Here is a 21,111-nt window from a genome sequence, read left to right on the forward strand (position 1 = left end):
GACCCAATTGGATCCGCCGCCCTTGGCGTTTAGAGACGGGCTGGTGGATTTTAAGGCATGTCCCAAAAATCTACTCGGCGTCGGGGACCTCGTAGGTGGCCGCCGGCGTGTTGTCGCACACGACGGTAAAGCCGCCGTCCTTGTCGACGTCGACCGTCACCTGATCGCCCTCGCGCACCGTACCGTCGATGATGGCGGCGGCGATGGCGTCCACGACCTCGCGCTGCACCAGACGCTTGAGCGGACGGGCGCCAAAGACCGGGTCCAGGCCGCCCACGGCGAGCATCTGCTTGGCCGCCGGGGTGATGGCAAGCGTCATGCGCTCCTTGGCAAGACGTGCGCGGACGTCGGCGAGCTGGATGTCGACGATCTTCTCGATCTGCGCCATGCCGAGCGGATGGAACACCACGATGTCGTCGATACGGTTGAGGAACTCGGGGCGGAAGGTCTGAGCCATGGCCGCGTCGACCTGATGGCGCATCTCCTCCTCGTCCTTACCGGACAGGTCGGCGATGGACTTGGAGCCCACGTTGGACGTCATGATGATGATCGTGTTCTTGAAGGACACCTGACGACCCTGACCATCGGTCAGACGACCGTCGTCAAGCACCTGCAGCAGCACGTTGAAGACGTCCGGATGAGCCTTCTCCATCTCGTCGAGCAAGATCACGGAGTACGGACGACGGCGCACGGCCTCGGTGAGCTGGCCGCCCTCGTCGTAGCCCACGTATCCCGGAGGCGCACCGATCAGACGTTGGACGCTGAATTTCTCCATGTACTCGGACATGTCGATACGCACGAGCGCGCGCTCGTCGTCGAACAGGCACTCGGCCAGCGCCTTGGCGAGCTCGGTCTTGCCCACGCCAGTGGGACCCAGGAAGAAGAAGCTTCCGATGGGCTTGTCCGGATCGGAGAGACCCGCGCGGCTGCGGCGCACGGCCGCGGCGACGGCGGAGACGGCCTCGTCCTGGCCGATGACACGCTTATGCAGCTCGCCTTCCAGGCCCTTGAGCTTATCGAGCTCGCCCTGCATCATCTTGGACACGGGCACACCGGTCCAGGCGCTCACGACCTCGGCGATCTCATCAGAGGTCACCTGCTCGTTCAGGCCCTCGCCGTCCTGCTCCTTCTGCGCCTCGAGCGCGGCCTCGGACTCCTGAATCTGCTGCTGCAGGCCCGGGATCACGGCATAGCGCAACTCGGACGCACGGCCCAGATCGCCGTTGCGCGTTGCGCGCTCCTCCTCGCTCTTGGCCTCGTCGAGCTTGCCCTTGAGCTCCTGCACGTGGTCGATGGCGTTCTTTTGGTTGAGCCAACCGGCCTTTTGCACGTTGAGCTTTTCCTGGACCTCGGCGATCTCCTGACGCAGGGCCTCCAGACGCTCCTTGGAGGCGTCGTCGGTCTCCTTCATGAGCGCCTGCTCCTCGATCTGCAGCTGGGTGAGCTGACGCGTGGTGGCGTCGATCTCGACCGGCATGCTGTCGAGCTCCATGCGCAGGCGGCTTGCGGCCTCGTCGACCAGGTCGATGGCCTTGTCGGGCAGGAAACGGTCGGCGATGTAGCGATCGGAGAGGTCGGCGGCGGCCACGAGCGCGCCGTCGGTGATATGCACGCCGTGGAAGATCTCGTACTTCTCCTTGAGGCCACGCAGGATCGAGATGGTGTCCTCGACGGTGGGCTCGCTCACCAGAACGGTCTGGAAACGACGGGCGAGCGCCGCGTCTTTCTCGATGTACTTGCGGTATTCGTCAAGCGTGGTCGCGCCAATCGCATGCAGGTCGCCACGGGCAAGCGCCGGCTTCAGGATGTTGCCAGCGTCCATGGAACCCTCGGTGGCACCCGCGCCCACGATGGTGTGGAGCTCATCGATGAACAGGATGACCTTGCCCTCGGACTTCTGGACTTCCTTGAGCACGGCCTTCAAGCGGTCCTCGAACTCGCCGCGGTACTTGGCGCCGGCGACCAGCGCGCTCATGTCGAGCTCGATGAGGTCGCGGTCGCGCAGGGTGCTCGGCACGTCGCCGGCCACGATACGCTGGGCGATGCCCTCGACGATGGCCGTCTTACCGACGCCCGGCTCACCGATGAGCACGGGGTTGTTCTTGGTGCGACGGGATAGGACCTGGATGGTGCGGCGGATCTCGTCGGTACGGCCGATGACCGGGTCGAGCTTGCCGGCGCGGGCAAGGTCGCAGATGTTGCGGCCGTACTGCTCCAGCGCCTCAAACTGGGTCTTGTCCTCGGCAGACGTCACGCGATCATCGCCGCGCAGCTCCTCGTAGACTTGCTCGATGCGCTCCTTGGTAACGCCGGCGTCGCGCAGCACGCGGCCCGCCTCGCCCTTGTCCTCGGCAAGCGCCATGAGCAGATGCTCGGTCACCACAAAGCTGTCGCCCATCTTGGTGGCCTTCTTTTCGGCCTTTTCGATGACGCGAACGAGTTCGTTGGAAAGACCCATCTGCTGGCCCTCGCCCGAAACCTTGGGCGCATGGTCGATGGCATCCTGCGTAGAGCGCGCGAGCTGGGCGGGATCGGCGCCAATGCGCTCGATGATCACGGAAATGTTGCGCTCGCCGGCACCGAGCAGGGCAGACAGCAGGTGAATCGGCTCCACCGCGCCTGCCTGCGCGTCGGCGGCCGTGCCCATGGCGGTCTGCAGCGCCTCGCGCGACGTCATTGCTAGCTTATCGATTCTCATGGAATCACCTCTCTTGGGGCGGCCGCCCTACGGGGCGGCTTCACGTTGTTCGAGAAGTATTGTTGCCAGCTTTACGCGTTCTTATACACAAATCTAAGTCTCTATATATAAGATTTTCTGAGTGATTGAAGGATAGGGTACTGAGACGTCGACCCGCTGTGGCCCCGGCACGCTACCGTCTCGATCTGTAACATCTAGCAGCCGTTTTTGGGTCCAGATGTTATAGATCGAGATGAAATGTTCAGTAGCTCCCGATTATCTAAATCTGTAACAACTACTCGGCAAATAAGGGTCTACCTGTTACAGATCGAGATAAACAGAAGACGCCCGAATCGAAAATCTCAATCTGTAACACCAAGCCCACTTTTAACGGCCCAGATGTTACAGATCGAGACAGACCGAAAACCACCACAAAGGGGACAGGCACCTTTGTGGTGATGGAGAACGAAAATGTACGACCGGACAAACAGCCCTGCTCTCAATGTCTGTTGTCCTTTCTTGTTATGGGCTAAAATAAATTGTTATGTGAGAATATTCATTTGCAATCGGCCTTGTCTGTCATTTGTCTCGGGGAAATCATATGAAGCCGTCTCATTCCACCGGTCGCAACGTCATCGCCATTCTCGCCATACCCATCGTGATGCTCTTCCTTATCGTCGTCACGCCCTTTTCTTTTGGTATCGCCTCGCCCTTCGATCTTTGCGGGATGATCGACGCCGGCTCGCGTGCCACCTCGCTCTCCTTTGTCTGCCGTGGCGTGTTCTACGAAGATGCAATTCCCACCGGAAGTTGGCAGTCAAAGTTGCCACTGCTCGGTCAGATCGACGGATGCTCCCCCTATTTCTGCCTTGAACCTCAGACGCTAAACTATCTGATCGACGACCAGCCACTCGACTCCATCACCCTCGCCTACGACTACGCACCAAACACCGATGAACGCCACATGAACCAGGTCCTCGACAAGATGCTTGAACAGTGCGGGCTCACCGAGGAGGCCGGTCGAACCATCTATAGCGACCAAAAATTAAAGCGAACAGAACTCCGCCGTGTCGGAAAAATCGAAGGGCGAAGTGGGGCCGCCTACTGGCAGGCCTGGGCAACACGCGACAAGAGCGAATTCGGACACAGCACCTATATGGTCACCGTCTACACCAAAGACGGAATTAAGGACAATGTTGACGATTTCGCGTCGTCCAAACTCGGCATCCCCAAAACAACCAAACCCGCCACCCCAGATGAAATCCTGTAGAGACATTCATTGTTGTACTCAATGAGCGCAACAATGTTGGCCGTCATAGCCGAAACCACCACAAAGGGGACACCTTTGTGGTGGTTTCGGCTATGACGGCCAACATCTCGATCTGTAACATCTAGCGGCCATTTTTGACCCCAGATGTTACAGATTGAGATGAAATGCTCAGCGGCGCCCGTTTATCTAAATCTGTAACAACTACTCGGTAAATAAGGGTCCACCTGTTACAGATCGAGACAAACGGAAAATGCCTGAACCGATAATCTAAATCTGTAACACCAAACCCACTTTTAGCGGCCCAGATGTTGCAGATCGAGACAGGCCGAGAACCACCACAAAGGGCACCTTTGTGGTGGTCGCGTTCTCTACTCTTTTGCCGAGCCTGTGCTTCCCGATTCGGCGGTCCAGGGCATCTCATCCTCGAACAGCCATGAACGGGCAGACCCACTATCGCGTGCAGTCTGCGGGTCGGGCAAGCAGGTCTGGTCGTACGCGTCCATCACGCAACGATCCAAAAAATCGATCACCTGCTGCTGGTCGCCTTCAAGAATGTAGGTCACGCCGCCATCTTGGATATAGACGCCGTCCCCACCTCCGGCTTTTGCGTATTCCGGATTGTAGTTAACGGTGCGCATCAGTTTGCCATCAGATGAATACAGCTTCAGCGTTGTATAGTAGCCACCGTTCACAGAACCACGTCGACGCTCATAGGCATCCCAACCGTCCCAGCGTTTGAACGAACGCCCATTTAGCAAGTCCAGCGCCTGTCGGGACAACTTCTCGTCCTTGGTATAGCGAGACGAGCCAAGTTCAATCATGGGGTAGTTGCTTATGCTTAGAATGCCCGGCGTTTCCTCGATATCGAGCGTTATCTCATCGGGCTTTGTAACGTCCGAAATCATTTGCCCGGGCATCGATGCAACAAGGGACGCCATCTCGACCGTCTGCTCAACCCCACTCGGCCCATAGAAGATAAGCGAGCCAAATAGGACCACGCCCGCAGCAGCGACGACGCAAGCCACCAACAGCAACAAAACAGAAGTGCAACGCTTCATCTTCAACTCCACAAACGAGAGTGTTTTGAGCTCACTTTAAAGCGCCAACTTCATACTGTCAATTCTAGATAGCATATGAACAAAGGCGCACTCCCCCATAGAGGAGAGTTGCAACCTCGATTTTAGCGTCCCTCAAGACCCAACGAGAACGCAGAAATGTAGCCCGGGGCTTACCCTTTCCCGAACGCGACCCTCGCGAAGCGCGTGAGCGGACGGGAAAGGGTAAGCCCCGGGCGGACAAGTATGTGCGTTACTCGGCAGCGGCCTTGAACTTGTTGTAGTTGATCAGGCAGCCGGCCTTGACGATGGCGCGCTCCTCGGCCGTCATATCGGCAATGTAGAGCTCAATCTGCTCAACCGCACCGTCGGCACGCACCACGTAGGCAGCGATGTTCTGCAGGTCGCCGTCGAGCGCGGCGCGGATACCCGGCACGAAGACGTAGTCGCCCACCTCAAAGTTGGGCTCGGCCTCCATCTGGAAGGGCACCATGCCCCAGTTCATCACGTTGGAGCGATAACGCTTGGTGGCGTACTCGTGGACGATGTTGGCCAGGCCGCCGATCACGCGCTGGCAGCTTGCGGCCTGCTCGCGGGCAGAGCCATCGCCGGGCTTCTTGGCGTAGAGCATGGAGCCGTACTCGGTAGCCTTGGCATCGGCCGCGACACCTGCGCCGGCCAGCGCCTCAAACACACCGGCAAGCTCGGCATCGAGCGCGGTCAGATCGCCCGCGGACTCGCCGGCAACGCGGCGCTTCTCCACCGCGTCGACCTCCTTGGAGCGGCCCACGTAAGCCGGGTCGCGGCGGCTCAGCGTAAACTCGGCCAGGCCCAGCGGGTTGGAGCGGAAGGAGCTCGTCTCGCCCGAGGGAATGAGCTCGTCGGTCGTGGTGACCGGGTCCATGATCTTGGAGCACACCTTGAGCAGGATGTCGTCGCCGAGCGGCTCCATCGCGGGCCACGGCTTGATGTTGGGGCCCTCGACCAGCTCGTCGGCAGGCTCAGCCTTACCAAAGCCCCAGTACACGCGCTTCTTGTACGGCGCGTCGTCAAAGGTGTACTCGCAGGCCTCGTCCCAAATCTCCTCGGGCAGGTCGGTCGCCGGCGTCAGGACGCCGCCGTTGGCAGCCGTCGCCGCAATGGAGCGGGCGTCCATCAGGGCCACGGCGCTCAGCTGACCGTTGCCCGGCTTGGAACCCTCGCGATTGGGGAAGTTGCGCGTGGTGTGGCGGATCGAAAGGCCGTTGTTGGCAGGCGTGTCGCCGGCGCCGAAGCACGGGCCGCAGAATGCCGTGCGCACAATCGCACCGGCCTCCATAAGGTCGTAGATGTAGCCGCGGCGTGTAAGCTCGAGTGCCACGGGCTGGCTCGTGGGATAGACCGACAGCGAGAACTCGCCGCAGCCGGTGTTAGCGCCCTTGAGCACGCGAGCAGCCTGGACCACGGAGTCGTAGTTGCCGCCCGAGCAGCCGGCGATAACGCCCTGCTGCACGTGCAGCTTGCCGTCGACGATCTTGTCGAGCAGGCTAAAGTGCGTCTTGCCCTCGCCGATCTTGGCGGCCTCGAGCTCCACCTCATGCAGGATGTCCTCGAGGTTCTCGTTGAGCTCGTCGATCTCAAAGCCGTTAGAAGGATGGAACGGCAACGCGATCATGGGCTTGATACTCGACAGATCGACTTCGACGCAGCCGTCGTAGTAGGCGACATCGGCGGGCTTGAGCTCACGATAGTCGTCGCCGCGGCCGTGCATGGTCAAAAACGCATGCGTATCCTCGTCGGTAGCCCAAATGGAGGAAAGGCAGGTGGTCTCGGTGGTCATGACGTCGACGCCGTTGCGGTAGTCGGTCGTCATGCTCGCGATGCCGGGGCCCACGAACTCCATGACCTTGTTCTTGACGTAACCCTTGGCAAAGACAGCGCGGATGATGGCGAGCGCCACGTCATGCGGGCCGACGCCGGGGCGCGGGGCACCCGTAAGGTAGATGGCGACGACGCCGGGATAAGCGACGTCGTAGGTGTCGCGCAGCAGCTGCTTGGCCAGCTCGCCGCCGCCCTCGCCCACGGCCATGGTGCCCAGGGCGCCGTAGCGGGTGTGCGAGTCGGAGCCCAGGATCATCTTGCCGCAGCCGGCAAAGTTCTCACGCATAAAGGAGTGGATAACGGCGATGTGGGGCGGGACGAAGATGCCGCCGTACTTTTTGGCAGCCGAGAGGCCAAAGACGTGGTCGTCCTCGTTGATGGTGCCACCCACGGCGCACAGCGAGTTGTGGCAGTTGGTGAGCACGTAGGGCAGCGGGAACTGCTTCATGCCCGAGGCGCGCGCCGTCTGGATAATGCCGACGAAGGTGATGTCATGGCTCGCCATGGCGTCGAAGCGGATCTTGAGGGCCTCGGGGTCGCCCGACGTGTTATGTGCCTGAAGAATCGAATAAGCGATGGTGCCGCGCTTGGCATCCTCGGGCGCCTGGGTGATACCGCGCTCTGCAGCTTCGGCCGCAGGCACAACCTCGTTGCCACCACGCAGGTAGATGCCGTCCTCGTACAGCTTGACCATTCTGTCTCCCACTCTGCCCGAAAACTCGGGCGCATAGCATACATTCGTTCAATATCGTGCCATAGAACGATTGCCAGCGGGTTACGAATCTCGTCGTTCACTTTATCTCAGTAAAGCAGAGGGCGGTATCGGTGCAAGGAGTGTCCCCAAGTGCCGGCACAAAAGGAACGTCCCCAAGTGCCGAATGAAAATGAGAGTGGATAATCTCCCGTTTCTGGCTCTCAAGCGGACCAAAAGTGGGAGATTATCCACTCTCGTGTTAAGACTTGCCGTGCAAACCGCGTAACTACAAATCCCCTCCGGCGCCCAGCAGCTTGCGCATGACTTGCTCGGGGTTGACTGAGCCGTCGCGCGGGGCAAGGGCGGTGATCTTCTTCTGCATCTTGTACTCGTGGAGCTCTTCCTCGAGCTGGCGCACACGGGCACGGAGTTTCTCGTTCTCGCGCTCGCGCTCCTCGGCACGCTCCTTCATATCGAGGATACGCACCACGCCGGCAAGGTTGATGCCCTCGTCGGTGAGCTGGTTGATGAGCTCCAGGCGCTCGATATCGGCACGCGAATACAGACGCGTGTTACCGCCCGAGCGCTGGGGGTTCACCAGGCCCTTGGACTCGTAGACGCGCAGAGTCTGCGGGTGCATACCGGTCAGCTCGGCCGCCACGCTGATCATATACAGCGGTTTGTTCCTATTGTCCTCGGCCATACTCACAGACCCCTTCTTAATCAACCTCATCCCAAAGCGGCTTTCCCAGGCACCCGACCTTGGCCTTCAAACCGTCGCTCGCGTACCCGAGTACGCGTCGCTCCTCTTTCAGGCCAATCTCGAGCACCTGGAAAACCCGCCTCGGGCTCCATTTTTAATACGTCGCCTTGTAACGGTTGACCTTCTCGCGATAGTCGCGCGTGTCGGCCTCGCGCAACTTGGTCATGGCCTCGCGTTCATCGTCGGACAGGTTCGTGGGAACTTGCACCTTGATCTCGACAAGCAACGCGCCCGTGCGGCCGCGATGCTTAACATCGGGCGCGCCCATTTCCTTAAAGCGGAACTTCTTGCCCGTCTGGGTACCCGCGGGTACCTTCAGGCGGACCGTCGCGCCGCCGGGCGTGGGCACGTCCACCGTGCAGCCGAGCGCCGCCTCGTAGACCGAGATCGGCACCTCCATGGTCACGTCGGCACCCTTGCGCTTGAACAGCGGGTGCTCCTCCACATGCGTGGTCACGACCAGGTCGCCGCGCTCGCCTCCGGCAACACCGTACTCGCCACGGCGCTTGTAGCGCAGCTTGCCGCCGTCGACCGCGCCCGCGGGCACCGAGACCGTAATGGTCTGCTGCTCGCCCGTCGAGGGAATGCGGTAGGTAACCTTGTGCGTCACGCCGCGAAACGCGTCCTCGGCCGTCACATCGACAGTCAGCGACAGGTCGCCGCCCTTGCGCGCGCGGTTGCGGCCCGCGCCCGCACCGGCAGCGCCCGCGGTCCCGGCAAAGCCCGAACCCCAATCGCTGCCCCAGGCACCGTTGCCGCTAAAGATACTGTCGAAGATATCGCCCCAGCCGCTTGCGCCAGCACCGGCACCATAGCCGCCGCCATACGCACCGCCCGCGCCCGGCATGCCGCCGAACATGAGCATCTGATCGTACTCTTTGCGCTTCTTCTCGTCCGAAAGCGTCTCGTAGGCCTCGCTAATCTCCTTAAACTTGGCCTCGTCTCCGCCGGCATCGGGGTGATATTTTTGCGCGAGCTTGCGAAACGCGCTCTTGATCTCTTTGTCGGAGGCGCTCTTGGATACGCCCAGGATGTCATAGAAGGTTTTGCCTGCAGCCATCGTAGCTCCTCTCCTGTTACGTCCGCCGCCCTTGTGGACGACGGCTCATGCTTTCATATGGCACTAGGCCAGAAAGGGCCCCGGGTGTTGCCCCGGGGCCCTTCTCAATTACTCCTCGGTGCTCTCGGCCGTATCGGCCGCAGCATCCTCGGGCGCCGCTTCGGGCTCCGGCGCGGGGCGCTTCTCGCCACCGTACGTCACCGTCACCATCGCGGAGCGCAGGATGCGGTCCGCCATGCGGTAGCCCTTCTGGTACACGTCGTTGACGGTCTCGTCGTACTGCGCCGCGTCCTCGACACGTCCCACGGCCTGGTGCTCGAGCGGATCGAACGCCTCGCCCTTGGGGTCGATGGGTTCAACGCCCTCGTGCGCAAACACGTCGAGCAGCTTGGCATGCACCGCGTCAACGCCATCGACGAACTGCTTAAAGTCGTCGGAAAGCTCCTGGCTGCGGGCATGGTCGATTGCACGCTCGATATCGTCAACCACCGGCAGCAGCGCGGTGACGAGCTTCTCGGTCGCGCGCTCGCGCTCGGCGATGCGCTCGTTGGCGGTGCGGCGACGGAAGTTCTCCCAGTCAGCCTGCAGACGGGCGGTACGCTCCGTGGCGTCCTTTGCCTTGTCCTCGGCGGCCTTCTGAGCCTCTGCCGCAGCATCGAGCTCGCTGCGCACGTCGGCGAGCTCCTTTTGGGCCTGCTCGAACTTGAGCTTAAAGTCGTTGTCGGCGGCTTCCTCACCGGCGCGGATAGCGGCTTCCACCATCTCGTCCTCGGTCATCGTCGCCTCCTTGTTGGAATCCTCTACCTGGTTCTCGACAGCCTCGGCGGCCGCGGCCTCGTTGGCCTCGGTATCGTCGACGGCCTCTACGGGAATCTTCACGTCCTTCTCCTTGGAGTCAACGGGGGCGGCGCCAGCGGCGGCCGCCTCCGTGCGAGCTTTACGGGCGGACATGATTACTTGTCCTCGTCGTCCACAACCTCGTAGTCGGCGTCGACGACGTCATCGTCGGCAGGCTGGGCGCCGGCGGCGCCGTCGGTCTGCTGCTGAGCGTCGGCATAGACAACCTGAGCCAGCTCGTAGGCGACAGACTGCAGGGACTCGCCGGCGGCCTTGATGGCCTCGACGTCAGAGCCCTCGAGCGCCTTCTTGGCGTCGGCGATAGCGGCCTCGGCCTTGGACTTCACGTCGGCGGAAACCTTGTCGCCCAGCTCGTTGAGGGTCTGCTCGGTGGAGTAGCACAGGCTGTCGGTCTGGTTGCGGACCTCGACCTCCTCCTTCTGCTTCTTGTCCTCCTCAGCATGAGCCTCGGCGTCCTTGACCATGCGATCGACTTCGTCGTCGGAAAGCGCGGTGGAGCCGGAGATGGTGATCTGCTGCTCCTTGCCGGTGCCCTTGTCCTTAGCGGAGACCTTGACGATACCGTTGGCGTCGATGTCGAAGGTGACCTCGATCTGCGGCACGCCGCGGCGGGCAGCCGGGATGCCGGTCAGCTGGAACTTACCGAGCGACTTGTTGTCGCGGGCAAGCTCGCGCTCGCCCTGGAGCACGTTGATCTCGACGCTGGTCTGGTTGTCGGCAGCGGTGGAGTAGACCTCGGTCTTGGAGGTCGGGATCGTGGTGTTGCGGTCGATCATCTTGGTCATGATGCCGCCCATGGTCTCGACGCCCAGCGACAGCGGGGTCACGTCGAGCAGCAGGATGCCCTCAACATCACCGGTGAGCACGCCGCCCTGGACGGCAGCGCCGTCGGCAACGACCTCGTCGGGGTTCACGGACATGTTGGGCTGCTTGCCGGTCATGGTCTTGACCAGGTCCTGAACGGCGGGCATACGGGTGGAGCCGCCGACGAGGATGACCTCGGTCAGATCAGAGAGCTTGAGCTTAGCGTCGCGCAGGGCGTTGGTGACAGGCTGCTTGCAGCGCTCGAGCAGGTCGCGGGTGATCTTCTCGAACTCAGCGCGGGTCAGCGTGTAGTTGAGGTGCAGCGGGCCGGACTGGTTCATGGTGATGAACGGCAGGTTGATGGTGGACTGCTGGGCTGCGGAGAGCTCCTTCTTGGCGTTCTCGGCGGCCTCCTTCAGACGCTGCAGGGCCATGGGGTCCTGACGCAGGTCGACGCCGTTCTCCTGCTGGAACTTGTCGGCCATCCAGTCGATGACGCGCTGGTCCCAGTCGTCGCCACCCAGGTGGTTGTCGCCCGAGGTGGACAGAACCTCAAACACGCCGTCGGCGAGGTCGAGGATAGAGACGTCGAAGGTGCCGCCGCCCAGGTCGAAGACCAGGATGCGCTGGTCGGAGCCCTGCTTGTCCAGGCCATAGGCCAGAGCAGCAGCGGTCGGCTCGTTGACGATACGCTTGACGTTGAGGCCGGCGATCTTACCGGCGTCCTTGGTGGCCTGACGCTGGGCGTCGTTGAAGTAGGCAGGGACGGTGATGACGGCGTCGGTGACGGTCTCGCCCAGATACTTCTCGGCGTCGGCCTTCATCTTGGCGAGCACCATGGCGCTCACCTGCTCGGCGGTGTAATCCTTGCCCTCGATGTTGACGACGGCACGGCCACCCTGGCCCTCCTTGACCTCATACGGCACGGTCTTGAGCTCGGAGGTGCACTCAGAGTACTTGCGGCCCATGAAGCGCTTGATGGAGAACACGGTGTTCTTGGGGTTGGTGACCGCCTGGTTCTTAGCAGCCTTGCCCACGACGCGGTCGCCGTCGGCACGGAAGCCAACGACGGACGGGGTGGTGCGGTCGCCCTCGGCGTTCACGATGATGGTCGGAGAACCGCCCTCGAGGACGGCCATAGCGGAGTTAGTAGTACCAAGGTCGATGCCAAGAATCTTGCCCATTAGAAATTCCCTCTCTCTTGTGCGTTTGCACCGACTCGGCGGTCTGCCGAGCGGTGTTTCGGCTTGTCTTTCAGGATGTAGTGTATCCCCTTATGGGCCGGAATATACAAAATCTAAGTCAATTCATATAAGATTTCTTATTGCTGAGAGTTTAGGTTCTTAAATGTGCAGGTAGATGCGCTGATTGAGTTCTCGGCAGATCTATTGAGATCTATGTAGAGTTGACTGAGGTTTGAGCTTGGAGTCGCGCAGGAGGCTCTGGGGCGGCCCCGGGGAAAGCGCGACCCGGTTTGGAAGCCGATTCCGGGATGTAGTTTCCGCCAGAAGGCTCAACCGGAAAATGCAGCCCAGTTTGAGCGTAGATTCCGGGACGCAGTTTCCCGCGGAGCGCTCAACTGGAAACTGCATCCCGTTTTGAGAGCGAATTCTGGGACATAGTTTCCGCTAGACGTCCATCGGGAAAGCGCGTCCCAGTCTGAGCGTCAATTCCGGGTCGCGCTTTCCGTAAGCGTGCTCAATTGCCCTTTATTTCAAGTCACCTTTAGCTAACATTTGCGCAGCTCAACGGCCCCACCTGCGTGTTTTTTAGTAAGCCGTGGCATACTCGGCGAACGGTATGAAGATGCCGGTCAGAGGGTATTGCAAACGGTCGCTGCCGTGGTATGTTTTTGCCCGAATCAAACCGACGCACATCGCCTGTAGCGTCGGTCAACAGAGAGGAAACTACCATGGCTCATCCCGTAATTGATGCCGACGAGTGCATCGCTTGTGGCGTTTGCGTCGACTCCTGCCCCGCTGGCGTTCTGGAGCTCCAGGACGTCGCTACCGTCGCTGACGAGGACTCCTGCGTCGCCTGTGGCGCTTGCCAGGACGCTTGCCCCGCTGGCGCGATCACCGAGATCGTCGAGGAGTAACAACTCCCCCACTTGCACACTCACAAGTACACCGTGCAAAAAAGAGGCCTCCGCATCGCCGCGGAGGCCTCCTTTTTTGTGCGGATAACCAATTAGGCACCATCGCAGGTTGAGCTCACGTCAGCGAAAACGTCCCTAGGCGAGCAAGGTGACGTGAAAGAGGAGGGAAGCGTACTTTTGTACGCGACCGACAATTGAACGTCAGATTGCCGCTTAGGGACGTTTGCAGCATCGGCTACGATAGATCGTCCTCGTAGGGCATTAAATCGGCAAGGTAGCCCTTCTCCTTGAGTATGGCCTCGATCTCGTCGAGGGTCTGCTCGTCTTCCGCGGCGATGCGATGGAAGTGGTAGCCGCTGGTCACCGTCAGCAGCGGGAAGCTCTTGCCGCTGGCGATGCCCTCTAGGTAGCGCTCGACATCGCGGCGGTTGCGGATGTCCAGGTCGGCCGTGATCTTACCGTACACGCGGTGATTGACGATCACGTTGAGCACGGCGCCGCCGGCGTCGACGATACTCGTGAGCTCATCGCCTGCCTGCTCCACGCTGTGGCGAACCTTGACCAAGCGCGTGGGCACGGCGGGGCTGCTGGGGGCCTCCTGCAGCACATAGCCACGGTTGGTTGCCACGACATCGTGCCCATCGGCGCGCAACAGGGCAATATCCTGAACCACGACCTGGCGGCTCACGCCAACCTCGCGGGCAAGTGCGCTGCCCGAAACGGGCTCCCTGGCTCCCTCGAGCACGCCCATGATGGCACGACGGCGCTCGCGGGCGTTCATTATTTACCGTCCAGCAGACGCAGGTGCTTAAGCGAGAGGTCGAGGATCGGGGCGGAGTGTGTCAGCGCGCCCGAGCTAATAAAGTCGACGCCCAGATCGGCCAGGGCGCGAATATTGCTGGCGTCCACATTGCCCGAGCACTCGGTCTTGGCGCGGCCGGCGATAAGCTCAATCGCGGCAGCCATGTCATCGTGGGTCATGTTGTCGAACATGATGATGTCGGCACCGGCCTCCACGGCCTCGCGTACCATGTCCAGGTTCTCGCACTCAATCTCAACCGTCGTGGTAAACGATGCGTGGGCGCGTGCCATCTCAATCGCACGCGTCACACCACCGGCGGCGTCGATATGGTTGTCCTTGAGCATGACAGCCGTCGACAGGTTGTAGCGGTGGTTGCTGCCGCCGCCGATCTCGACCGCGGCCTTCTCGAAGACGCGCATGCCCGGCGTGGTCTTGCGCGTGTCGACAAGCACGGTGTTGGTACCCTCAAGCGCCGCAGCCATCTGATGTGTATAGGTCGCGATACCGCTCATGCGCTGCAGGTAGTTGAGCGCCACGCGCTCGCCCGAAAGCAGCACGCGCGCGTCGCCGCGCACTTGGCCCACGTGGTCGCCGGCGTGCACCTCGTCACCGTCGGCAACATCAAAGAGCACCGAGCTCTGCGGATCCAGCAGCTCAAAGGTGCGAGCGAACACGTCCAGACCGGCGATGATGCCGTCGGCCTTGGCGATAAGCTCCACCGTGGCGGGACGCGCCGTGGGGCACACGCTCGCCGTACTCACGTCCTCAAACGTAATGTCCTCGCGCAGGGCCTGCAGGATCAGATCATCGACGACGAGCTTCATGGTAATGGGATTCATGGTCTACTCCTCTGCGGCCTGCGTGCCGGCGGCACGGGCCAAATCATCGATTGCCAAGGTGTCGGCGCTTAGGACGCGATGACGGCCATCGAGCGCGGGATCGCCCACCTGCTCCACGGCCAGCGACTCGCCGGTGCGCATACGCCAAGCAGCGCGGCGACCCCAGACCAGCGCCTCGAGCAGGCTGTTTGATGCAAGGCGGTTCTTGCCGTGAACGCCGTTACAGGCTGTCTCGCCCGCGGCGTAGAGCTCGGGCATCGAGGTGCGGCCGTCCTTGTCGACCCACACGCCGCCCATAAAGTAGTGCTGCGTGGGTGTAACGGGGATAGGCTCGTCCAAGATGTCGCGTCCGTCCTCCAGGCAGCGTGCGCGAATGTTGGCGAAGTGCCCGGTCACCACGTCGCGCTCGACGGGGGCAAAGCTCAGCCATTCGTGCTCGGTACCGTCCTGCTTCATCTGCCCGCGAATAGCGGCGGCGACCACATCGCGCGGCTGAAGCTCATCGGTAAAGCGCTCGCCGGCGGCGTTGAGCAAAATCGCGCCCTCGCCGCGACAGCTCTCGCTGATCAGGAAGGTGCGGCCCGGCTGCGGCGAGAACAGCCCCGTGGGGTGAATCTGCACGTAGTCCAGGTGCTCCATCTTAATGCCATGTTCCTGAGCGATGTAGCAGGCATCACCCGTGAGCTGGGGGTAGTTAGTCGAATGGTCGTATACGCCGCCGATGCCGCCCGTCGCCCACAGCGTGTGGCGGGCATGGATCTTAAACGGCTCGCCGGCATGCACGCCCTCGGCGGCATTTGTCAGCTCGTCGGCGGGGCGAGCTGAATCGTCCTCGTCCACGGCGACAGCGACGACGCCGGTGCACACCGTGGCGCCATCGCGCTCGGTGGCCAGGATGTCGGTCATGGCAACGTGTTCGAGAATCTGCACGTTGTCCAGCTTGCGGACAGCTTGGAGCAGCTTGGTCGTAATCTCCTTACCCGTAATATCGGCATGGAAGGCGATGCGCGGGCGGCTGTGCGCGCCCTCGCGGGTAAAGTCGAGGCTGCCGTCGGCCTTGCGCTCAAAGTCCACGCCCATGGCCAGCAGGTCGTTGATGACCGAGCGGCTCGAGCGGATCATGATGTCGACGCTCTCGCGGCGGTTCTCGTAATGGCCGGCGCGCATGGTGTCCTCAAAGAAGGCATCGTAGTCAGAACCCTCGGGCAGTACGCAGATGCCGCCCTGCGCGAGCATCGAGTCGCACTCGTCGACCGCGCCCTTGGAGAGCATGATCACGCGCGTGCTCGTCGGCAGATTGAGAGCCGCATACAGGCCTGCCACGCCGCAACCGGCAATGACGACGTCGCACTCCATATCGGGGTATTGTTTGGTTTCCACAGGAATCCTCTCCCTTGTAATGTGGCATAAGGGATGCCCCTCATGTCACATTGGCTTAGCGCGCCGCGTACTCAAGCATGCGGTCGAGCGTGAGCTTGGCCTGGTCGGCGGCCTCGTCCGACACGCCGATCTGCACCTCGCCCTCGCCCGTCTCCAGGCAGCGCACGAGCTTTTCGAGCGTGATGAGATCCATGTTGACGCAGGTGGGCTGCACCGCAGGGAAGTAGAACTTCTTGCCGGTGCCCTGGCAGCGGCGCTCGAGCTCGTAGAGCACGCCGCGGACCGTCACGATAATGAACTCGCTCGCGTCGGACTCCTCGGCATACTTGATGATGCCGGCGGTAGAGCCGATGTAGTCGGCCTCAGCCAGGACGTCGGCCTTGCACTCAGGATGCGCCAGCACGAGCGCGTCGGGGTGGGCCTCCGTCGTGTCGACAATCTGCTCGACGGTGATGATGTGATGGCGCGGGCAGTAACCGTTGTTGAGGATGACGTGCTTTTGCGGCACCTGCTCGGCTACGAAGCGGCCCAGGTTCTGGTCGGGAATGAACAAGATGTGCTGCTGCGGCAGCTCGGAGACGATCTTGACGGCGTTTGAGCTGGTAACGCACACGTCACTCCAGCTCTTGATCTCGACCGTGGAGTTGACGTAGCAGACCACGGCCAGGTCGTCGCCGTACTCGGCGCGCGCCGCATCGACCGTCTCGCGCTTGACCATGTGCGCCATGGGACAGTCCGCGCCCGGCTCGGGCAGCAGCACGGTCTTGGTGGGATTGAGCAGCTTGGCGCTCTCGCCCATAAACTCCACGCCGCACAGCACGATGGTCTGCTGCGGCAGGCTCTTGGCAAGCTTTGCCAGGTAGAAGCTGTCGCCGACGTAATCGGCAACAGCCTGAACCTCGGGCGCCACGTAATAGTGCGCCAGGATCACCGCGTCGCGTTGGGTTTTAAGTTGCTGAATGGCCTCGACGAGCTCTGCGGGCACCAGTGCCGCGCGCTCCGTTGCCGTCGTTGCCGATGCTAGGCCGGCCGCGATATCGCGTGCAAGCTCCGACGCATCCATGTTCGCGCTCTGTGCCATCAAGGCCCCTCTCTTTTGGCGAATCTTGGGGCTTTAGTATGACACCTAGGTTTACAGCTGACAAGACAGCTGTAAACCTAGGTGTAAAGTTGAAATAAAGATTCGACCATGCGGCAAGTCCATATTCGAACTGGCAAGCTGAGGATAGCCGAGCTCTCGATAGCGCAGGAGGCATCTTTCGCCACCGCAATACCGCTCGGCGCGAGTTGCGCACCGTGAGGCACGAACGGGCGCTCCCCCGCGAGTGGTCCGCGCCCAATGTGGCAAAATCGAACTACTAAGGGGGCTCAGAATGCTCAAGATTATTGCCTGCGACGATGACGTCGCTTTTCTAGATAGACTGCACCGGATGATCGACCGTTGGTCGATCGAGACGGGCACGGCGGTCGATGTTGCGCTCGTCACGCGCGGCGAGGACCTGCTGGCGCGCCATGCCGCGTCGCGCGCCGACATCATCCTGCTCGACATGATCATGCCGCTCGTCAACGGCATGGACACCGCACGCGAATTGCGCCAGGCCGACACCGCCGTGCGCCTGGTGTTCCTTACCTCGTCGCCCGAGTTTGCACTGGAGTCCTACGAGGTCCGCGCCTTCGACTATCTGCTCAAGCCCGTGACTTACGAACGCCTGGCGCAGTTACTCGACGAACTTTCGAGCATGCGCCCGGCGGCAACCGACGAGCTCGTGATCAAAACGTCCTTTGGCTACCACGCCCTGCGCCTGTCCGACATCGAATATGCCGAGGCGCGCAACAAGCACGTGGTCTTCCACCTGCGCGACGGACGCGATATCGAGGCACTCGAGTCGTTCCGCAGCGTCGAGGACCGTTTGGTGCAAAATGCCACCTTCTTTAAATGCCACCGTAGCTACCAGGTCAACTTGCGCAACATCGACCACTTCGATCGCACGGACATCGTCATGCGCTCCGGCGCGTGCATTCCGCTGTCGCGCAGCAGCAAGCAGGGGTTCCAAGACGCCTACTTTGCGGTGCGCTTTGAGGGCGGGAGGCGCTGATGATCTCCTCGGTCGAAATGGCCCTTTGGGCAATCCACCACGCCACGACGCTGCTCTTTGGCGTCTTTGCCTCGGCGGCGCTGTGCGGTATCGAAATCAATCGACGCCATGCACTCGAGTTGGTGGGGGTCGGAGCCGCAACCGGCGCTGCCTTTTCGATCGCCAATGTCGTTGGCGGAGAGCTTTTTGCCCGTCAGGTCTATCCGCTCGTCGTGCACTTGCCGCTTACCGTCTACCTATGCGCGCGCTACCACTTGAGTCCGCTACTCGCGACGTTGGGCGTCACCAGCGCCTATCTGAGCTGCCAGTTCAGCAATTGGATGGGCATCGCCGCATTTGCCGCAACCGATTCGCAGATCGCGTACTATCTGGCACGCATCGCTACCACGCTCGGCGTCTTTGCCGTCCTGCTGCATTGGGCCGGCGACATTGGACCCCGCCTGGCGATTAAAAGCCCCACCGAGCTGGGCATCCTTTTAATCCTGCCGCTCGTCTATTACATCTTTGACTACGCCACCAACGTCTACACCACGCTGTTCCACTCGGGCTCGGTGGTGACAGTTGAGTTTTTGGCATTTGCGCTCTGTGCCTTCTATCTTATGTTTCTTGCCGTTTACCTGCGCGAATACGAAGAAAAGGAAACCGCCGAGCGAGAGCGTTGGATGCTCGAAACCCGCGACAGCGCCGCCATCAAAGAGCTCGAGGCTTGGCGTCAATCTGGGCGCGAGCTGTCGATTCTTCGCCACGATATGCGCCACTTCCTACGCGGCCTGGCCACTTTAATTGAGGAGGGCCACACCGACGAGGCGCTCAAACGCATCGATGAGCTCTGCGAAGCCGGCGACCGCACCGCCGTACGCCGCTTCTGCGCCAACGAGACCGTAAACATCGCGCTTTCGTCATTCAACTCAGATATCAATAGAAACGGCATTACCGCCAACCTGCGCGCCGCCGTACCCGAAACCGTCCACGTAGGTGACGCCGACCTGTTTAGCGTGCTCTCAAATGCCTTGGAAAACGCTATCACCGCCGCAAGCGCCGCACCCCAAGGAAAGCGATTCGTCGACCTTGACCTGCGACTTGAGGACGGCCAGCTGTTGCTGTTAGTTTCCAACACGTTTGACCGCGCGCCGCGCATGGTCGACGGCATGCCCGTGACCCGGCATGCGGGCCACGGCTTTGGAACCAAGAGCATCAAACTTGCCGTGGAGCGCATGAACGGCAACTGCCAGTTCCGCATTAACGGCGATCGGTTTGAGCTGCGCGCTGTGATGTAAGGGCGCGGGCGCGACGGATTTGCGTTCCGCGGGTACGGCTCGCCCGCTCGGGGTCGTTTGTCGACGCGGGCTCGCTACAGCGGCGCGGCCGCCGGGGTCAGCTGCTTAATGTAGGCCCACATGCGCTGCTTAGCGGCCTTGTCGGTGAGTGCCGCCTCAAAGCCGTCGAGCGCGAGCACGCGGCGGCCCTGCACATGGGCGACCAGGCCGGGCTTGAGCATGGCGGTGTCGAAGTCATCGATCGCCACGAGCATATCGGCGTAGGTCTCGCGCATGGCATCGGCCGCGTTGTTGTCGAGCAGTAGCACCGCCTCGGGGTCCAAGGCCTCAAGTGCCTCGCGGAACAGCTCGCACGGCAGAGTCTCGCCCGCCGCGACCGCTCCGTCGCCTGCGCCGGCGACGCTTGCCAGCACGCAAAAATCCTCGGGCGCGTAGCCGATGGCCCCAAGCGCCTTGCGCAACGCCGCGCCATCCGGGCCGGCGGCAAGCTCGCCACCCGAACGCTCGGCCTCGTCCAAATCGCCTTTGACCAGCACGATCGGCGAGCACGCGTTGCCCACGATGCGCACGCCACGGACCGCAAGCGATGTGAGCTCCTGCTCGGCCGCCTGGGCGATGGCTTCTTTTTTCTGGCTTTGTGACGTGGACATGCGCTCTCCAATCGTTTGCGTGCCCACCATTATATAAAAGAGCTGCCCGCGAGTGGTTGCTTTGCGGGCGGCTGGGTATAAGCACGGTCGTACTGAGTTTTACGCGGCTGAGCCGCGTCACATTATGGAGGTCACCATGGCTGACATTAAGCAGATTACCCCCGAGAACTTCGATTCCATCGTTAACGGCAGCCTGCCCGTGCTGGTCGATTTTTGGGCACCGTGGTGCGGGCCCTGCCGATCGCTCTCGCCCATCGTTGACGAGGTTGCCGATGAGCTGGCGGGCAAGCTTGCCGTTGCCAAATGCAACGTCGACGACAACCAGGACCTGGCCATGAAGTATGGCGTCATGAGCATCCCCACGCTGATTGTGTTTAAGAACGGCGAAGAGATTGACCGCTCGGTTGGCGCTCTGCCCAAGGCGAGGCTGCAGGCGCTGCTGGAGAAGCATCTGTAATACGCTTGTTACTTACCCGCCGTCCATGAGCGGTTTTGCACCGCTCGCCGGACTGCCGGGTGCGGCGCGTGCGACCATGGATAGTATGGTAGTTACAAACAGCCCCCAGTGAACGGGTGCGAGTCGCACAGACTCGCACCCGTTTTCTTATGCAGCGGCGCGCAGAGCGGGCGTAGTAAAATCTGAATCACTGGATTACCGTCCACACAAGGAGATTTCCCATGCATGATGTTGGAATGAACATGAGCCAGCTTGCCATGAGCGTCAAGCAGGTCGACGACACCATCGAGCTCGCTCACGAGTGGAGCCATCAGTTGCTGCATGCGACCGAGAATTTTGACATGGAGCGCATCGGCGCCAAGCTCGAGGCAGCCATGGCCGCGCTGCACGAGGCCCACGACGCACTCGAGGGCTACGAAGAGGCCATCGAGGCCGACCACAACTCCGTCGGCTCCGTGAAGCTGGTGTAAC

Annotated in this window: 18 protein-coding genes; 6 read left to right on the forward strand and 12 right to left on the reverse strand. The window is 61.5% G+C overall.

What is annotated here, in order from left to right; all coding sequences use genetic code 11:
- Nucleotides 1-70 precede the first annotated feature (70 nt).
- Complete coding sequence (gene clpB, locus I2G43_RS07445; RefSeq protein ID WP_195535671.1) at nt 71-2,698, reverse strand: ATP-dependent chaperone ClpB; 2,628 nt, start codon at nt 2,696-2,698, stop codon at nt 71-73.
- Nucleotides 2,699-3,278: 580 nt separating this feature from the next.
- Between clpB and I2G43_RS07450 the strand changes: the two genes are divergently transcribed.
- A complete protein-coding gene (locus I2G43_RS07450) occupies nt 3,279-3,947 on the forward strand; it encodes a hypothetical protein (RefSeq protein WP_195535672.1) in 669 nt (222 codons plus the stop codon).
- Between the two features lie 368 nt (nt 3,948-4,315).
- On the opposite strand, the gene I2G43_RS07455 is transcribed toward I2G43_RS07450, so the two are convergent.
- The 6 genes from I2G43_RS07455 to dnaK all read right to left on the reverse strand — a co-directional run bounded on the left by I2G43_RS07455 (nt 4,316) and on the right by dnaK (nt 12,225).
- Entirely contained in the window at nt 4,316-5,005 is a 690-nt protein-coding gene (locus I2G43_RS07455; RefSeq protein WP_195535673.1) for a hypothetical protein, read from the reverse strand.
- 250 nt (nt 5,006-5,255) lie between these two features.
- A complete protein-coding gene (locus I2G43_RS07460) occupies nt 5,256-7,556 on the reverse strand; it encodes a hydratase (protein ID WP_195535674.1) in 2,301 nt (766 codons plus the stop codon).
- Between the two features lie 286 nt (nt 7,557-7,842).
- Nucleotides 7,843-8,259 carry a heat shock protein transcriptional repressor HspR gene (locus I2G43_RS07465; protein WP_195535675.1) on the reverse strand — a complete coding sequence of 139 codons (417 nt, stop codon included), beginning with the start codon at nt 8,257-8,259 and terminating at the stop codon, nt 7,843-7,845.
- Between the two features lie 154 nt (nt 8,260-8,413).
- Nucleotides 8,414-9,379 (reverse strand): DnaJ C-terminal domain-containing protein, encoded by a 966-nt coding sequence (locus I2G43_RS07470; protein ID WP_195535676.1) that lies wholly within the window; start codon nt 9,377-9,379, stop codon nt 8,414-8,416.
- Nucleotides 9,380-9,487: 108 nt separating this feature from the next.
- Nucleotides 9,488-10,330 (reverse strand): nucleotide exchange factor GrpE, encoded by an 843-nt coding sequence (locus I2G43_RS07475; protein ID WP_195535677.1) that lies wholly within the window; start codon nt 10,328-10,330, stop codon nt 9,488-9,490.
- A gap of 2 nt (nt 10,331-10,332) precedes the next feature.
- Nucleotides 10,333-12,225 (reverse strand): molecular chaperone DnaK, encoded by a 1,893-nt coding sequence (gene dnaK / locus I2G43_RS07480; RefSeq protein WP_195535678.1) that lies wholly within the window; start codon nt 12,223-12,225, stop codon nt 10,333-10,335.
- Between the two features lie 728 nt (nt 12,226-12,953).
- Between dnaK and I2G43_RS07485 the strand changes: the two genes are divergently transcribed.
- Nucleotides 12,954-13,139, forward strand: coding sequence for a DUF362 domain-containing protein (locus I2G43_RS07485; RefSeq protein ID WP_006235216.1), 186 nt, complete (start codon nt 12,954-12,956; stop codon nt 13,137-13,139).
- Between the two features lie 235 nt (nt 13,140-13,374).
- On the opposite strand, the gene I2G43_RS07490 is transcribed toward I2G43_RS07485, so the two are convergent.
- The 4 genes from I2G43_RS07490 to nadA form a co-directional block, all read right to left on the reverse strand.
- Nucleotides 13,375-13,920, reverse strand: coding sequence for a transcription repressor NadR (locus tag I2G43_RS07490; protein ID WP_117767179.1), 546 nt, complete (start codon nt 13,918-13,920; stop codon nt 13,375-13,377).
- Nucleotides 13,920-14,780 carry a carboxylating nicotinate-nucleotide diphosphorylase gene (gene nadC, locus I2G43_RS07495; protein WP_195535679.1) on the reverse strand — a complete coding sequence of 287 codons (861 nt, stop codon included), beginning with the start codon at nt 14,778-14,780 and terminating at the stop codon, nt 13,920-13,922. The genes I2G43_RS07490 and nadC overlap by 1 nt, the downstream gene beginning before the upstream one ends.
- A 3-nt stretch (nt 14,781-14,783) precedes the next feature.
- Nucleotides 14,784-16,136, reverse strand: coding sequence for an FAD-binding protein (locus I2G43_RS07500; protein WP_229071695.1), 1,353 nt, complete (start codon nt 16,134-16,136; stop codon nt 14,784-14,786).
- A 79-nt stretch (nt 16,137-16,215) separates the two neighbouring features.
- On the reverse strand, nt 16,216-17,241 hold the full coding sequence (gene nadA, locus I2G43_RS07505) for a quinolinate synthase NadA (RefSeq protein ID WP_195535680.1): 1,026 nt from the start codon (nt 17,239-17,241) through the stop codon (nt 16,216-16,218).
- A 292-nt stretch (nt 17,242-17,533) separates the two neighbouring features.
- Between nadA and I2G43_RS07510 the strand changes: the two genes are divergently transcribed.
- Together I2G43_RS07510 and I2G43_RS07515 are read left to right on the forward strand one after the other, a co-directional pair.
- The gene (locus I2G43_RS07510; protein WP_117736749.1) at nt 17,534-18,256 is read left to right on the forward strand and encodes a LytR/AlgR family response regulator transcription factor; all 723 of its coding nucleotides are present in this window, start codon (nt 17,534-17,536) and stop codon (nt 18,254-18,256) included.
- Complete coding sequence (locus tag I2G43_RS07515; protein WP_195535681.1) at nt 18,256-19,533, forward strand: GHKL domain-containing protein; 1,278 nt, start codon at nt 18,256-18,258, stop codon at nt 19,531-19,533. The genes I2G43_RS07510 and I2G43_RS07515 overlap by 1 nt, the downstream gene beginning before the upstream one ends.
- 74 nt (nt 19,534-19,607) lie before the next feature.
- On the opposite strand, the gene I2G43_RS07520 is transcribed toward I2G43_RS07515, so the two are convergent.
- Nucleotides 19,608-20,183 (reverse strand): hypothetical protein, encoded by a 576-nt coding sequence (locus tag I2G43_RS07520; RefSeq protein WP_195535682.1) that lies wholly within the window; start codon nt 20,181-20,183, stop codon nt 19,608-19,610.
- 136 nt (nt 20,184-20,319) lie between these two features.
- Here I2G43_RS07520 and trxA point away from each other — a divergent pair, with 136 nt between their 5' ends.
- Nucleotides 20,320-20,640: a thioredoxin gene (gene trxA, locus I2G43_RS07525; RefSeq protein ID WP_195535683.1), complete on the forward strand. Its 321-nt coding sequence runs from the start codon at nt 20,320-20,322 to the stop codon at nt 20,638-20,640.
- Between the two features lie 221 nt (nt 20,641-20,861).
- Nucleotides 20,862-21,110, forward strand: coding sequence for a hypothetical protein (locus I2G43_RS07530; RefSeq protein WP_006235225.1), 249 nt, complete (start codon nt 20,862-20,864; stop codon nt 21,108-21,110).
- Nucleotide 21,111: the final 1 nt, after the last annotated feature.

Origin of the sequence: Collinsella aerofaciens (assembly GCF_015557435.1) — a bacterium.
Taxonomy (GTDB): Bacteria; Actinomycetota; Coriobacteriia; order Coriobacteriales; family Coriobacteriaceae; genus Collinsella; species Collinsella aerofaciens_Z.

Coding starts and splice junctions, on each gene's coding strand:
- I2G43_RS07520 (WP_195535682.1), bottom strand. CDS start 20,183: ATGTCCACGTCACAAAGCCAGAAAAAAGAAGCCATCGCCCAGGCGGCC.
- trxA (WP_195535683.1), top strand. CDS start 20,320: ATGGCTGACATTAAGCAGATTACCCCCGAGAACTTCGATTCCATCGTT.
- nadA (WP_195535680.1), bottom strand. CDS start 17,241: ATGGCACAGAGCGCGAACATGGATGCGTCGGAGCTTGCACGCGATATC.
- I2G43_RS07510 (WP_117736749.1), top strand. CDS start 17,534: ATGCTCAAGATTATTGCCTGCGACGATGACGTCGCTTTTCTAGATAGA.
- dnaK (WP_195535678.1), bottom strand. CDS start 12,225: ATGGGCAAGATTCTTGGCATCGACCTTGGTACTACTAACTCCGCTATG.
- I2G43_RS07470 (WP_195535676.1), bottom strand. CDS start 9,379: ATGGCTGCAGGCAAAACCTTCTATGACATCCTGGGCGTATCCAAGAGC.
- clpB (WP_195535671.1), bottom strand. CDS start 2,698: ATGAGAATCGATAAGCTAGCAATGACGTCGCGCGAGGCGCTGCAGACC.
- I2G43_RS07485 (WP_006235216.1), top strand. CDS start 12,954: ATGGCTCATCCCGTAATTGATGCCGACGAGTGCATCGCTTGTGGCGTT.
- I2G43_RS07460 (WP_195535674.1), bottom strand. CDS start 7,556: ATGGTCAAGCTGTACGAGGACGGCATCTACCTGCGTGGTGGCAACGAG.
- I2G43_RS07490 (WP_117767179.1), bottom strand. CDS start 13,920: ATGAACGCCCGCGAGCGCCGTCGTGCCATCATGGGCGTGCTCGAGGGA.
- I2G43_RS07465 (WP_195535675.1), bottom strand. CDS start 8,259: ATGGCCGAGGACAATAGGAACAAACCGCTGTATATGATCAGCGTGGCG.
- I2G43_RS07500 (WP_229071695.1), bottom strand. CDS start 16,136: ATGGAGTGCGACGTCGTCATTGCCGGTTGCGGCGTGGCAGGCCTGTAT.
- I2G43_RS07455 (WP_195535673.1), bottom strand. CDS start 5,005: ATGAAGCGTTGCACTTCTGTTTTGTTGCTGTTGGTGGCTTGCGTCGTC.
- I2G43_RS07475 (WP_195535677.1), bottom strand. CDS start 10,330: ATGTCCGCCCGTAAAGCTCGCACGGAGGCGGCCGCCGCTGGCGCCGCC.
- I2G43_RS07515 (WP_195535681.1), top strand. CDS start 18,256: ATGATCTCCTCGGTCGAAATGGCCCTTTGGGCAATCCACCACGCCACG.
- I2G43_RS07450 (WP_195535672.1), top strand. CDS start 3,279: ATGAAGCCGTCTCATTCCACCGGTCGCAACGTCATCGCCATTCTCGCC.
- nadC (WP_195535679.1), bottom strand. CDS start 14,780: ATGAATCCCATTACCATGAAGCTCGTCGTCGATGATCTGATCCTGCAG.
- I2G43_RS07530 (WP_006235225.1), top strand. CDS start 20,862: ATGCATGATGTTGGAATGAACATGAGCCAGCTTGCCATGAGCGTCAAG.